Source organism: Citrobacter sp. Cb023 (assembly GCF_030336805.1).
Classification (GTDB): domain Bacteria; phylum Pseudomonadota; class Gammaproteobacteria; order Enterobacterales; family Enterobacteriaceae; genus Citrobacter; species Citrobacter braakii.
Window position 1 is genome coordinate 74,659 of record NZ_JAOWCV010000032.1, and the last position, 12,881, is coordinate 87,539.

The 12,881-nt window shown below is 54.1% G+C and carries 13 protein-coding genes; 9 read left to right on the forward strand and 4 right to left on the reverse strand.

The window, feature by feature from the left end:
• The first annotated feature begins 38 nt into the window (after positions 1-38).
• The gene (locus tag OGW44_RS06810; protein WP_185654894.1) at positions 39-1,121 is read left to right on the forward strand and encodes a cellulase family glycosylhydrolase; all 1,083 of its coding nucleotides are present in this window, start codon (positions 39-41) and stop codon (positions 1,119-1,121) included.
• On the opposite strand, the gene emrD is transcribed toward OGW44_RS06810, so the two are convergent.
• The 3 genes from emrD to tisB form a co-directional block, all read right to left on the reverse strand.
• Positions 1,048-2,232, reverse strand: coding sequence for a multidrug efflux MFS transporter EmrD (emrD, locus tag OGW44_RS06815; RefSeq protein ID WP_046276195.1), 1,185 nt, complete (start codon positions 2,230-2,232; stop codon positions 1,048-1,050). The genes OGW44_RS06810 and emrD overlap by 74 nt on opposite strands.
• A gap of 193 nt (positions 2,233-2,425) precedes the next feature.
• Complete coding sequence (locus OGW44_RS06820; RefSeq protein WP_016155051.1) at positions 2,426-3,259, reverse strand: EamA family transporter; 834 nt, start codon at positions 3,257-3,259, stop codon at positions 2,426-2,428.
• 123 nt (positions 3,260-3,382) lie between these two features.
• Entirely contained in the window at positions 3,383-3,472 is a 90-nt protein-coding gene (tisB, locus tag OGW44_RS06825) for a type I toxin-antitoxin system toxin TisB (RefSeq protein ID WP_047415705.1), read from the reverse strand.
• A gap of 523 nt (positions 3,473-3,995) precedes the next feature.
• Here tisB and ivbL point away from each other — a divergent pair.
• From ivbL to ilvN, 3 genes are all read left to right on the forward strand, one after another.
• Positions 3,996-4,094 carry an ilvB operon leader peptide IvbL gene (ivbL, locus tag OGW44_RS06830; RefSeq protein ID WP_003827118.1) on the forward strand — a complete coding sequence of 33 codons (99 nt, stop codon included), beginning with the start codon at positions 3,996-3,998 and terminating at the stop codon, positions 4,092-4,094.
• 107 nt (positions 4,095-4,201) lie between these two features.
• Positions 4,202-5,890: an acetolactate synthase large subunit gene (gene ilvB / locus OGW44_RS06835; protein WP_016155049.1), complete on the forward strand. Its 1,689-nt coding sequence runs from the start codon at positions 4,202-4,204 to the stop codon at positions 5,888-5,890.
• 3 nt (positions 5,891-5,893) lie between these two features.
• Positions 5,894-6,184, forward strand: coding sequence for an acetolactate synthase small subunit (gene ilvN, locus OGW44_RS06840; RefSeq protein WP_003023914.1), 291 nt, complete (start codon positions 5,894-5,896; stop codon positions 6,182-6,184).
• 1 nt (position 6,185) lies between these two features.
• On the opposite strand, the gene OGW44_RS06845 is transcribed toward ilvN, so the two are convergent.
• Positions 6,186-6,971, reverse strand: coding sequence for a DeoR family transcriptional regulator (locus OGW44_RS06845; RefSeq protein ID WP_185654895.1), 786 nt, complete (start codon positions 6,969-6,971; stop codon positions 6,186-6,188).
• Between the two features lie 325 nt (positions 6,972-7,296).
• Between OGW44_RS06845 and rbsK the strand changes: the two genes are divergently transcribed.
• The 5 genes from rbsK (at position 7,297) to uhpB (ending at position 12,874) form a co-directional block, all read left to right on the forward strand.
• Positions 7,297-8,217 (forward strand): ribokinase, encoded by a 921-nt coding sequence (gene rbsK, locus OGW44_RS06850; protein WP_003827124.1) that lies wholly within the window; start codon positions 7,297-7,299, stop codon positions 8,215-8,217.
• A 27-nt stretch (positions 8,218-8,244) separates the two neighbouring features.
• Positions 8,245-9,561, forward strand: a complete 1,317-nt coding sequence (gene fucP / locus OGW44_RS06855) for an L-fucose:H+ symporter permease (RefSeq protein ID WP_003023919.1) — start codon at positions 8,245-8,247, stop codon at positions 9,559-9,561.
• Positions 9,562-9,572: 11 nt separating this feature from the next.
• A complete protein-coding gene (locus tag OGW44_RS06860; protein ID WP_137379365.1) occupies positions 9,573-10,586 on the forward strand; it encodes an aldose 1-epimerase family protein in 1,014 nt (337 codons plus the stop codon).
• A gap of 195 nt (positions 10,587-10,781) precedes the next feature.
• The gene (gene uhpA / locus OGW44_RS06865; RefSeq protein WP_016155044.1) at positions 10,782-11,375 is read left to right on the forward strand and encodes a response regulator transcription factor UhpA; all 594 of its coding nucleotides are present in this window, start codon (positions 10,782-10,784) and stop codon (positions 11,373-11,375) included.
• Positions 11,372-12,874 carry a signal transduction histidine-protein kinase/phosphatase UhpB gene (gene uhpB, locus OGW44_RS06870; protein WP_016157802.1) on the forward strand — a complete coding sequence of 501 codons (1,503 nt, stop codon included), beginning with the start codon at positions 11,372-11,374 and terminating at the stop codon, positions 12,872-12,874. Before uhpA ends, uhpB begins: the two co-directional genes overlap by 4 nt.
• The last annotated feature ends 7 nt before the right edge of the window (positions 12,875-12,881 follow it).

Below are 12,881 nucleotides of genomic sequence, written 5' to 3' on the forward strand. Positions count from 1 at the left end.
AAGTGAAAAAGCATGCTAAATACGTGATATCACTCCTGATGATTTGCGTAAGGACGACCGTGTTAAAGCCGATAGTTTCCCTTTTACTGTTAGCCAGCGCCACCGTGTGTGCCGCGCAACCTGTGCTGACCGCGGCGCAGTATGCGCAGCAGCTTGGCGTTGGGATGGACGTAGACTGGGCGCGCACCGATCGGGGTATTCGTGAATTCGATCCGCTGGTGGTGCGGGATTACAAGGCGAAAGGGTTAACCCACGTGCGCATTCGCGTGGCGGGAGAGCCTACGGAGGCGCGGCTTATACATCTGCGCAAGCTGGTGGAAGCCTGCGAGCAGTATGGCGTGATCCCGATAATTGCCTATCAGGCTGACGAATATAAAAAAGATCCCAGTACCGGTAACGAAAAAGAGGTGGTTAACTGGTGGGTGGCGGTGGCGCATTACTTTGGTCAAAGCTCGCCGTTGCTGGGTTTCGACCTGATATACGAACCCTCTGATAAGCTCAACCATAATCAGGTATCGCTCAATCGGGTGTATGACAAAACCATTCGTACTGTCCATGCCATCGACCCGCAGCGGATGATTTTTATCGCGCCGCGACTACGCGCCGCGCCGGAAGATTTGCCTGACCTGAAACTGCCGCCGCAAAGTCAGAATACCGTGCTGGCTCAATGGCATATTTTTCCGTGGGGGCCGCTGAAAAATAACGGTAAATATCCGTGGACCTCAGGCACAGCGGCAGAAAAGGCCGCTATTCGCGCTCGTATCAATACCGCCATTCACTGGCAGCAGAAAACGGGTCATGTCAGTTGGGTGGGAGGCTGGTCGCCAGGAGAAACCATCAGGAACGCGCCTTCTGCCTCGCAAATGGCGTTTGCCCAATTTATGGCGTGCGAACTGAAAAAAGCGAAAATTCCCTATGCTATCAATGCGGATACGCAGTTTTATGATGGCGAGGAAGGCGCCTGGCGTCCGGCGCTGGTACCGTTACTGACGACGATGATCGTGCCTGAATGCGAAAAGCCCGGCGATAAGCCGGGCCATCATACGCTTAAACCGCCTGCCCCTGATGCGACACGCGTGACGCCAGCGGAAGCCAGCAAACAAAAATCAACAGTCCCATAAGGGTCATCAGCAGGCCCAGACTGGCTTGCCCGGTCTGCGGCAGCATTGCAGAAAACCACGCCAGCACGCCGGAACCAATATTCTGTAATCCCCCAACCAGCGCACCGGCAGTGCCTGCCAGGAATGGGAAAGGCTCCATTGCGCCACTGGTTGCCAGCGGAAACAGCATCCCGGCACCGAAGAAAAATAGTGCGGCGGGAATCAGCAGCGTCCAGACGTTCATCACGTCAAACAGACCCGGGATCCACATCATTAAACCGGCTACCAGACAGCAGATAACCGACTGCCACATCAGCGTCGAGAAACGCTTATTCGGGCGACCGGCGAACCAGGCGCCGAAAAATGCCGCCGGGATGGGCAGAATAAACAGGATACTGACCACCATGCTGCTTAAACCGAGCCTTGCGCCCAACAATACCCCGGAGCAGGCCTCGAAGACCGCAACGCCCGCCAGGCCGCCGATCAGCATCAGCACGTAACAGGTGAAAGAACTGTTACCAAACAGCGTTTTATAGCTGGCGATAAGGCGTGGACGCGGTGCGCCCGCAGGACGCGTTTCTGGCATCCAGCGCGCCATGCTAAACGTGACGCCCGCGCACAGAACCAGCAGGAAAATGTAACAGGCGCGCCAGTTCCACAGGGTATCCAGCATGCCGCCAATCAGCGGGGCCAGCAGCGGACTCACCAGAATCCCCATGTTTAACAAACTATTCGCGTGGCGCAGCTGCGTGCCTTCGTACAGATCGCGCGGTAAGGTTCGCGCCATTACACCGCCGACGCCTGTGCCCATGCCCTGGATTGCACTGGCGATAATCAGTACCGTCAGGCTGTGGGTGGTAATCGCGACCAGCGTGGCCAGCATAAAAATAGACATTCCGGCGAGGATCACCGGACGGCGGCCAACGCGATCGGAAAGTGGGCCGTAAAACAGTTGTGACAGGCCGTAGGTCAGCAGGTAGGCGGCCATTACGCTTTGCACCGCTCCTTCGCGAACGTTCAGTTCACGCGCCATATCAGCAATCGCGGGGATATAAATGGTTTGCGCCATCTGACCTACCGCCACCAGTAATACCAACATCAACAACAAATTGACGCTTCTATGCCTTTTCATTTCGCTGATTACTTTTAAAAAAGAGAAAAAAGAAGAATAAGGTGCTGTACATTCCCGTAAATGCGCGTGGAATCTACCACAACAGAAAAAGAAGGCCAGATAGTGGGCTGGAATGTTTACGCGATGAACGGCAGGAAATGTAAACAAAAAGCGGCAACAAATGTTGCCGGATTGCATCGGCTTTACGGCGCGATTATGACAAGCGAAGTAAGACAGCGCCTACGGCAATACCGGCGGCCGCGACAAGGCGTATTCCGGCAACCTTTTCTTTCAGCAGTAGCCAGGCGAGCAGAGCGCCAAACAGAATGGAGGTTTCACGCAGCGCTGCGACCACCGCCAACGGAGCCTGGGTCATGGCCCACAGCGCCAGACCGTAAGAACCCATCGTGCCAATCCCGCCCAGAATACCTTTCTTCCACTGCTGTACCAGATAGCGTGACGCTTCCCGGCGCCGGGCGATCATCGCCCAGCCCAGCAGACAGGAACCGTTCAGAAAGAAGGTCCACAGCGTATAACCGAGCGCGGTTTCTGATAAGCGTACGCCGGTGCCATCAACCAGCGTGTAACCGGCGATAAAGCAGGCGTTAATGAGCGCCAGTACGATCCCGCGTTGTGAGCTGCTGCGTCCGTTAAATGCCATGCCGAGAATGGCCAGACAGATCGTAGCAATCCCCACCCAGGCAAACACAGACAGGCTATCGCCAAGGAACAAGACGCTGATAATCGCAACCAGCAGCGGTGCTGTCCCACGCATCAGAGGATAGGTCTGACTCATATCCGAAACCTGATAGGTTTTGGCGACCAGGACCGTATAAACCACTTGCAACGCGGTTGAGACGGCCAAAAACGGCAGGCTGGCGGTGGAAGGCTGAGGCGCGAAGGGTAAGCAGATCAATGCCATAATCGCCGCGGAGCCGCTGACGCCAATCGCCGAGTACAGTTTATCGTTTCCAGCTTTAACAATGGCATTCCAACTGGCATGCAGCAGCGCGGCAAACAGCAAAATGCAGAAAACAGAAAGCGTCATGGTGGCGTTCTTCCCTGAGAATGTCATAAAAACGTAACATATTGGCGCGAGACAAGCACCAGGGAGAAGGTGAAAGGGGAGCGGAGTGTTACCCGCTCCCCTTAGGTGCGACTTGAATCCGAATTACTTAACGTATTTCAGAACGGCATCAAGTAGTTGCAGTGCTGCAACAATGAGTTTGAGGATAAGAATAGCGATATCCACGATGCTCATACGCTCTCCTTTTGGTACAAGGAGCACGGTGCTGACGTACCTCGCCGCTGCCTGTTGCCAGCACCTTTGTTGACATAACACAGTGTGCTCACACGGGGGTTAAGGCGCTGACGGCACCACCCGTTTCAGCCAGGACTTTGATGCGCCGGTTTACGATGCGGCCCCCCGCATAACACATTGCGTACCGAGACATTATAGATAAATACTGTATAAATTAACAGTATTTTATGGACGTTGTGTCATTCATGTTCCATACTCAAAACCATCAAAATTCGTGCCGAAATTGCGTGTTCTTCGCAGAACGCGTATACTTTTTCCGTTGACATAACACAGTGTGTTCGGCGGCTACCAACCGCACAGCGCTGAAAAAAACCTCGCTCCGGCGGGGTTTTTTGTTTTCCGACTCTGCACAGCGAAATGTGATCGTTGACGCATTTTTATGCAGATGAAAATTTTTCCATTGTCACGCTGAAAAACCTGTGTTTGTATAAATCCAGTTAATCAACAAACAGACAGGTCCCTAATGAACCCTTCCATGCTGACTGCGACCCTACTAAAAACTGCGCCATCTCGCGCAGCGGTCGTCGTGCGTGTGGTGGTGGTCGTCGGCAATGCGCCGTAGGGTCCGGATCAACACACGATTCCAAAACCCCGCCGGCGCAAACCGGGCGGGGTTTTTCGTTTAAGAGACCTGCCCGAAGCAAAGGCCCAGAATAAAAGGACTGGAGCATGGCAAGTTCGGGCATAACATCCAAGCGTACGCGTTTTACGGGCGCAGAATTCATCGTTCATTTCATGGAACGCCAGGGGATTCAGGTGGTCACCGGTATTCCTGGCGGATCGATTCTTCCCGTGTATGACGCCTTGAGCCAAAGCACGCAAATCCGTCATATCCTGGCGCGCCACGAGCAGGGCGCGGGGTTTATCGCGCAGGGGATGGCGAGAACCGATGGTAAACCCGCGGTCTGTATGGCCTGTAGCGGACCGGGCGCGACCAACCTGGTGACCGCCATTGCCGACGCGCGGCTGGATTCTATCCCGCTGGTGTGTATCACCGGGCAGGTTCCGGCCTCAATGATCGGGACCGACGCCTTCCAGGAAGTCGACACCTACGGCATCTCTATCCCCATCACCAAGCACAACTATCTGGTCCGCCATATCAGTGAATTACCGCAGGTCATGAGCGATGCGTTCCGCATTGCGCAGTCCGGCCGTCCGGGCCCGGTGTGGATAGACATTCCTAAGGATATTCAAACCGCCGTTTTTGAAATTGAAGAGATGCCGGAGCCCGCGCAGAAAATGGCGGCACCGGCGTTCAGCCAGGACAGCATTCGCGATGCCGCAGCTATGATTAACGCCGCACAGCGTCCGGTGCTGTATCTCGGCGGCGGCGTGATTAACGCGCCTGAGCGGGTTCGTGAACTGGCAGAAAAAGCCATGCTGCCCACCACCATGACCTTAATGGCGCTCGGTATGCTGCCGAAAGCGCATCCGCTGTCGTTAGGCATGCTGGGTATGCATGGCGCACGCAGCACTAACTTTATTCTGCAAGAAGCGGACTTATTGATTGTTCTGGGCGCACGTTTTGATGACCGGGCGATTGGTAAAACCGAGCAGTTCTGTCCGAACGCCAAAATCATCCACGTGGACATCGACCGCGCGGAGCTGGGTAAAATCAAACAACCACACGTGGCGATTCAGGCGGATGTCGATGAGGTTCTGGCACAACTGATCCCATTAATTGACGCGCAGCCGCGAGAGTCGTGGCATCAAATGGTGGCCGATTTACAACGCGAATTCCCCTGCAGCATTCCGCAGGAAAGCGACCCGCTCAGCCACTATGGGCTGATCAACGCCGTAGCGGCCTGCGTGGATGACAATGCCATTATCACCACCGACGTAGGCCAGCATCAGATGTGGGCCGCACAGGCTTACCCGCTGAACCGTCCGCGTCAGTGGCTGACCTCCGGCGGTCTGGGAACCATGGGCTTTGGCCTGCCGGCGGCAATTGGCGCAGCGCTGGTCAACCCGGACAAAAAGGTGCTGTGCTTCTCCGGCGACGGTAGCCTGATGATGAATATTCAGGAAATGGCGACGGCCAGCGAAAATCAGCTGGATATTAAAATCATCCTGATGAATAACGAAGCGTTGGGTCTGGTGTATCAGCAGCAGAGTTTGTTCTATAAGCAGGGCGTTTTTGCAGCGACATATCCGGGGATGATTAACTTTATGCAGATAGCCGCCGGGTTTGGCCTCGAAACCTGCGATTTGAATAACGAAGCGGATCCACAGGCAGCGTTGCAGGAGATTATTAATCGCCCTGGACCTGCGCTGATCCACGTGCGCATCGATGCCGAAGAAAAAGTGTACCCGATGGTGCCGCCGGGTGCGGCAAACACAGAAATGGTGGGGGAATAAGCCATGCAACAGCAGACTCATGACAACGTAATCCTGGAACTCACCGTACGCAACCATCCGGGCGTAATGACCCACGTCTGCGGGCTGTTTGCCCGCCGCGCATTCAACGTGGAAGGCATTCTCTGTCTACCGATTCAGGACAGCGACAAGAGCCGCATCTGGCTACTGGTCAACGACGATCAACGTCTTGAGCAGATGATAAGCCAGATCGACAAGCTGGAAGATGTGGTGAAAGTGGCCCGCAACCAGTCCGACCCGTCGATGTTTAACAAAATCACGGTTTTCTTTGAGTGAGTTAGTCGCCGTCTGAATCCGGGGTGATGACTTTGACAGAACCGTTCCGGCAGTGGGTTGCGTAATCTGCCGGCAACGGGCGATCGCTTATCAGTACGTCAAAAGTGGAGAGCGGGCCAATGCTGGCGGGGGCAACCTCATCAAACAGGGCGTGGCGGGTCAGCAGAATTTTGCGCAATCCGCGTTCCATCGCTTTGCGTTTGGTGGACAGATCGTCCGGATTGAACCAGCTAACGCCGAAATGCTCATGGACTCCGCTGGCAGAGATAAACACTTTTCGTGGGTTGAGCGCATCCAGCGGAGAGGGATTGTTGGTGTCGTAAAAGGCATCACTTTTCGCCCGATAGGTGCCCCCGCAAAGAATCACCGTGGCGTTGGGTTTTTCATTTAGCGCCACGAATACCCGGTGTGAGTAGCAAATTCCGGTAAAGGTAATATCGTCCGGGATCATGCTGACGACTAATGGCATTTCGGCACCATTATCAAAAAAGACCAGATCGTTTTCACTGACCAGTCCCGCGGCCAGAATGGCAACCGGTAAATCGTCGCGATGATACTGCTTTTGCACGGGGAGCGGAGCGTTAACGAGGGTGGCGGGCTTGTTCACCATCACGATGTAACCACCGAGTAGCGTAAGCGGCAATGGTTCGTCATCCTGGCTGAGATCCCGACGGATGGTCATCACGGAAACCTCCAGCATGCGCGCCGCCTCTTTCAGATGGATTCTGTCGGTCTTCTTCAACAATTCCATCAGACGTCGAATACGTTCTTTTTGCTTGGTTTCCATGCACACTCTCCACAAATCATGTTTTCATGTTCCTTCAGTAACATTTATGTGTTTCTGGGAACATGATATTGCTGCATTACTATACGTCTGACCATTGGGAAATAAAAGCGTGTTTTTACACGTTTTATTGATTATAAGCAGCGAGTTTTCAGTCAATTGTAAGCAAGTTAATCATTTTGAGTGTGATAGAGATGCAACATTTAGCATAATAAATAAACAATAAAATGATCCTCCAATCGCGATCCTAGTCACAAATGATACGGAAGTAACATGATAATGTTATTTTAATATCATTGTTGTGTGATTGTTTCTGAGAGGTAGTAAAATGGATATCGCGGTTATTGGCTCCAACATGGTGGATCTCATCACCTACATCAACCAGATGCCCAAAGAAGGGGAAACGCTGGAAGCACCCGCCTTTAAAATTGGTTGTGGCGGTAAAGGGGCAAATCAGGCCGTTGCGGCTGCTAAGCTCAATTCCAAAGTGCTGATGCTGACGAAAGTCGGTGATGATATTTTTGCGGATAACACCATTCGTAATCTCGAATCCTGGGGGATTAATACGACCTATGTCGAAAAGGTACCCTGCACCAGCAGCGGCGTTGCACCGATCTTTGTTAATGCAAACTCCAGCAACAGCATTCTGATTATTAAAGGCGCCAACAAGTTTCTCTCCCCGGAAGATATCGATCGCGCGGCGGAAGATCTGAAAAAGTGTCAACTTATTGTCCTGCAGCTGGAAGTACAGTTGGAAACGGTTTATCACGCGATTGAATTCGGTAAAAAACACGGTATTGAAGTGTTATTAAATCCCGCCCCTGCATTACGGGAATTAGATATGTCTTATGCCTGTAAATGCGATTTCTTCGTGCCAAATGAAACCGAGCTCGAAATATTAACCGGTATGCCGGTGGATACCTATGACCATATTCGCGCCGCGGCACGTTCTTTGGTCGATAAAGGTCTGAACAATATTATCGTCACCATGGGGGAGAAAGGTGCTCTGTGGATGACGCGTGACCAGGAAGTCCATGTCCCGGCGTTTAAAGTGAACGCTGTCGATACCAGTGGCGCAGGTGACGCTTTCATCGGTTGTTTTGCCCACTATTACGTTCAAAGCGGTGATGTCGAAGCCGCCATGAAAAAAGCCGCTCTCTTCGCTGCATTCAGCGTTACCGGGAAAGGCACTCAATCATCTTATCCAAGCATCGAACAATTTAATGAGTTTCTTACCTTAAACGAATAATACTCCTGCATTGTAAAAGGTAGCACTATGAACGATAAAAACATCATTCAGATGCCCGACGGCTATCTGAATAAGACGCCTCTGTTCCAGTTTATTTTGTTATCCTGTTTATTCCCTTTATGGGGATGCGCAGCCGCATTAAATGATATTCTGATTACGCAATTCAAAAGCGTATTTTCACTCAGCAACTTTGCTTCGGCATTAGTTCAGAGTGCCTTTTATGGCGGTTATTTTTTAATTGCGATTCCGGCATCTTTGGTGATTAAAAAGACCAGTTATAAAATCGCCATCTTAATGGGACTGACCCTTTATATTGTTGGCTGTACGCTCTTTTTCCCGGCATCGCACATGGCCACCTACACCATGTTCCTCGCGGCAATTTTTGCGATTGCGATTGGCCTGAGCTTCCTGGAAACTGCAGCCAACACCTACAGCTCCATGATTGGCCCAAAAGCGTATGCCACCCTGCGCCTGAACATCAGCCAGACCTTTTACCCCATTGGTGCAGCCGCTGGTATTCTGCTGGGTAAATATCTGGTCTTCTCTGAAGGCGAGAGTCTGGAAAAACAGATGGCTGGGATGAACGCGGAGCAGATCCACAACTTTAAAGTGTTGATGCTGGAAAATACCCTTGAGCCTTACAAGTACATGATTATGGTGCTGGTTGTGGTGATGGTGTTGTTCCTGCTGACCCGCTTCCCGACCTGCAAAGTCGCGCAAACGGCGAGTCATAAACGTCCGTCAGCGATGGATACGCTGCGTTATCTGGCCAGCAATGCCCGTTTCCGCCGTGGGATTGTGGCGCAGTTCCTGTACGTGGGGATGCAGGTCGCGGTGTGGTCATTTACCATCCGTCTGGCGCTGGAATTGGGCGATATCAACGAGCGCGACGCCTCAACCTTCATGGTCTATAGCTTTGCCTGCTTCTTTATCGGCAAGTTTATCGCCAACATCTTGATGACACGCTTCAATCCGGAAAAAGTGCTGATCCTCTACTCCATCATTGGCGCACTGTTTCTGGTCTATGTTGCGCTGGCGCCAAGCTTCAGCGCCGTGTACGTTGCCGTACTGGTGAGCGTCCTGTTTGGACCCTGCTGGGCGACAATCTATGCCGGTACGCTGGATACCGTGGATAACGAACATACTGAAATGGCGGGAGCAGTCATTGTCATGGCGATTGTTGGTGCAGCGGTGGTTCCGGCAATTCAGGGCTATGTGGCCGATATGTTCCACTCGCTGCAACTCTCGTTCCTGGTCTCCATGTTGTGCTTCGTGTACGTCGGTATCTACTTCTGGCGTGAAAGCAAAGTGCGCAATAACCTGGCTGAAGCGACTGTTTCCTGAGGAGAGCGATCATGACAACACGTATCACGCTGTGGCGGGAACTCTTTGCAGAGCATCCGCGAATCTTACTGAAGAATAGCGACTTCACGGTTACCGCATTTCGTTACGCCAGCGGTGTGGAAGGGCTGAAGGTAGAAAACAGTCGTGGACATCTGGTTATTCTGCCCTGGATGGGGCAGATGATCTGGGATGCTCAGTTTGACGGGCATGAACTGACCATGCGCAACATGTTCAGTCAGCCGAAACCGGCTGCGGAAGTGGTAGCGACATACGGCTGCTTTGCTTTCCACTCGGGTATATTGGCTAATGGCTGCCCTTCGCCGGAAGATTCTCACCCGTTGCATGGCGAAATGGCCTGTGCCGCGATGGATGAGGCCTGGCTGGAGCTGGAGGGAGAGAATTTGCGCGTGAGCGGACGCTACGAGTATGTGATGGGCTTCGGTCATCATTATCAGGCGCATCCTGCGGTGATTATGCGTAAAGCGAGTGCGCTGTTTGATATTCAGATGGCGGTCACCAACCTCGCCTCAGTGGCAATGCCTTTACAGTATATGTGCCATATGAACTATGCCTACGTACCGGAAGCGACCTTCAGCCAGAATATCCCGGATGAAGCCATGAAGCTGCGTGAGTCGGTACCCGCGCATGTTAAGCCTACCGAGCAGTGGCTGGCGTTTAATCAGCGGATCATTCAGGGCGAGACCTCGCTGGGGCGCCTCAACGAGCCCGATTTTTACGATCCGGAAATCGTTTTCTTCGCTGACCAACTGGACCGATACACGGATAAGCCTGAATTTCGCATGATCGCACCTGATGGCACCACGTTCGTGACGCGTTTCTCCAGTGCGGAGCTGAATTATGTCACCCGTTGGATCCTCTATAACGGCGATCAACAGGTGGCAGCCTTTGCCCTACCTGCGACCTGTCGCCCTGAAGGCTTCCTGGCGGCGCAGCGAAAAGGCACGTTGATTCAGCTAGAACCGCAGCACACCCGCACATTTACCGTCACAACTGGCATCGCCTGATCGCTCAAGGCTTAAACAGCAGCGCGTCGGAACACAAAATCCTTCAAGCTGCATAAGGCGGCAAGTCTGCTCACCTCAGAAGCTTACTCAAGTCAGTGACTGGGGTGAGCAGACCAAGCCAACGCAGAGGCTGCTTGAAGGATAAAGTGTATATCGTTAAGGTAAGCACGTTTTTTATCCCCCAGGACAGAACCCATGATCACCGTTGCCCTTATCGACGACCACACTATCGTCCGCTCCGGCTTTGCCCAGTTGCTGGGGCTGGAACCTGATTTGCAGGTTGTGGCTGAGTTCGGCTCAGGCAGTGAGGCGCTGGCGGGATTACCGGGACGTGGCGTGCAGGTATGTATCTGTGATATCTCGATGCCTGATATCTCCGGTCTTGAACTGTTAAGCCAGTTGCCAAAAGGGATGGCGATTATCATGCTCTCCGTCCACGACAGCCCGGCGCTGGTGGAGCAGGCGCTCAACGCGGGCGCGCGTGGTTTCCTTTCTAAACGCTGTAGCCCTGATGAGCTGATCGCGGCGGTGCATACCGTGGCGACCGGCGGCTGCTATTTGACGCCGGATATCGCCGTCAAACTGGCGGCTGGTCGTCAGGATCCGCTGACCAAACGCGAACGTCAGGTGGCGGAGAAACTGGCGCAAGGCATGGCGGTAAAAGAGATTGCCGCCGAACTGGGCCTGTCGCCGAAAACGGTGCACGTGCATCGCGCTAACCTGATGGAAAAACTGGGCGTTAGCAACGATGTCGAACTGGCCCGCCGGATGTTTGACGGCTGGCAATGAACACGCTCTGTTCCCGGTTAATCACCGTTGTTGCCTGCTTCTTTATCTTCTCTGCCGCGTGGTTTTGCTTGTGGAGTATCAGCCTGCACCTGGTTGAGCGCCCGGAGCTGGCGGTACTGCTGTTTCCGTTTGGCCTGCGTCTGGGGCTGATGCTGCAATGTCCACGCGGCTACTGGCCGGTGCTGCTGGGTGCGGAATGGCTGCTTCTTTTCTGGCTGGCGCAGGAAGTGGCGCTGGCTCACTTGCCACTTTTGATGATCGGGAGCTTCCTCACGTTACTCCCGGTGATGCTGATTTCGCGCTACCGCCATCAGCGCGACTGGCGCACGCTGCTGTTACAGGGCGCGGCGCTGACGGCGGCGGCGTTGCTGCAATCGCTGCCCTGGCTTGGGCAAGGCGAAGAGGCGTGGAATGCCCTACTGCTGACGCTCACTGGTGGATTAACGCTGGCTCCGATCTGTCTGGTTTTCTGGCACTATCTTACCAGCACCACCTGGTTGCCGCTGGGCCCGGCGGTGGTGTCTCAGCCGGTGAACTGGCGCGGGCGGCATCTGGTCTGGTATCTGCTGCTGTTTAGCGTCAGCCTGTGGTTGCAGCTTGGCCTGCCCGATGAACTGTCACGCTTCACGCCGTTTTGCCTCGCGCTGCCGATCATTGCGCTCGCCTGGCACTACGGCTGGCAGGGGGCGCTGATTGCCACGTTAATGAACGCCATTGCGCTGATTGCCAGCCAGACCTGGCACGATCATCCCGTCGACCTGTTGCTCTCCCTGCTGGTGCAAAGCCTGACCGGGCTGCTGCTCGGCGCGGGGATCCAGCGTCTGCGCGAGCTTAACCAGTCGCTGCAAAACGAATTAGCGCGCAACCACCGTCTGGCTGAACGCCTGCTGGAGACCGAAGAGAGCGTGCGCCGGGATGTGGCGCGCGAACTGCACGATGATATCGGTCAGACCATCACCGCCATTCGCACCCAGGCGGGCATTGTCCAGCGGCTGGCGCCGGAAAACGCAGGGGTGAAGCGCAGCGGGGCGCATATCGAACAACTTTCTCTTGGCGTGTACGATTCGGTGCGTCGTCTGTTGGGTCGTCTGCGTCCGCGCCAGTTGGATGATCTCACACTGGAACAAGCCATCCGCTCATTGATGCGTGAAATGGAGCTGGAAAGCCGCGGCATCGTCAGCCACCTTGACTGGCGAATTGACGAATCTGCACTCAGCGAAAGTCAGCGGGTGACGCTGTTTCGCGTCTGTCAGGAAGGGCTGAACAACATCGTTAAGCACGCCAACGCCAGCGCGGTGACGCTTCAGGGCTGGCAGCAGGATGAACGACTGATGCTGGTGATTGAGGACGACGGCAGCGGCCTGCCGCCGGGGTCGAATCAGCAGGGATTTGGCCTCACCGGGATGCGTGAACGTATTACCGCCCTCGGGGGATCGCTCTCGATTTCCTGTACGCACGGCACGCGGGTCAGCGTGTCGTTACCCCAGCGTTATGTGTAAGGAGCGG

Bases quoted from the DNA above. Each gene is read 5' to 3' on its own strand.
- rbsK (WP_003827124.1), top strand. From the start codon at position 7,297: ATGGATATCGCGGTTATTGGCTCCAACATGGTGGATCTCATCACCTAC.
- ivbL (WP_003827118.1), top strand. From the start codon at position 3,996: ATGAACCCTTCCATGCTGACTGCGACCCTACTAAAAACTGCGCCATCT.
- ilvB (WP_016155049.1), top strand. From the start codon at position 4,202: ATGGCAAGTTCGGGCATAACATCCAAGCGTACGCGTTTTACGGGCGCA.
- fucP (WP_003023919.1), top strand. From the start codon at position 8,245: ATGAACGATAAAAACATCATTCAGATGCCCGACGGCTATCTGAATAAG.
- OGW44_RS06845 (WP_185654895.1), bottom strand. From the start codon at position 6,971: ATGGAAACCAAGCAAAAAGAACGTATTCGACGTCTGATGGAATTGTTG.
- emrD (WP_046276195.1), bottom strand. From the start codon at position 2,232: ATGAAAAGGCATAGAAGCGTCAATTTGTTGTTGATGTTGGTATTACTG.
- uhpB (WP_016157802.1), top strand. From the start codon at position 11,372: ATGAACACGCTCTGTTCCCGGTTAATCACCGTTGTTGCCTGCTTCTTT.
- OGW44_RS06810 (WP_185654894.1), top strand. From the start codon at position 39: ATGATTTGCGTAAGGACGACCGTGTTAAAGCCGATAGTTTCCCTTTTA.
- OGW44_RS06820 (WP_016155051.1), bottom strand. From the start codon at position 3,259: ATGACGCTTTCTGTTTTCTGCATTTTGCTGTTTGCCGCGCTGCTGCAT.
- tisB (WP_047415705.1), bottom strand. From the start codon at position 3,472: ATGAGCATCGTGGATATCGCTATTCTTATCCTCAAACTCATTGTTGCA.
- uhpA (WP_016155044.1), top strand. From the start codon at position 10,782: ATGATCACCGTTGCCCTTATCGACGACCACACTATCGTCCGCTCCGGC.
- ilvN (WP_003023914.1), top strand. From the start codon at position 5,894: ATGCAACAGCAGACTCATGACAACGTAATCCTGGAACTCACCGTACGC.
- OGW44_RS06860 (WP_137379365.1), top strand. From the start codon at position 9,573: ATGACAACACGTATCACGCTGTGGCGGGAACTCTTTGCAGAGCATCCG.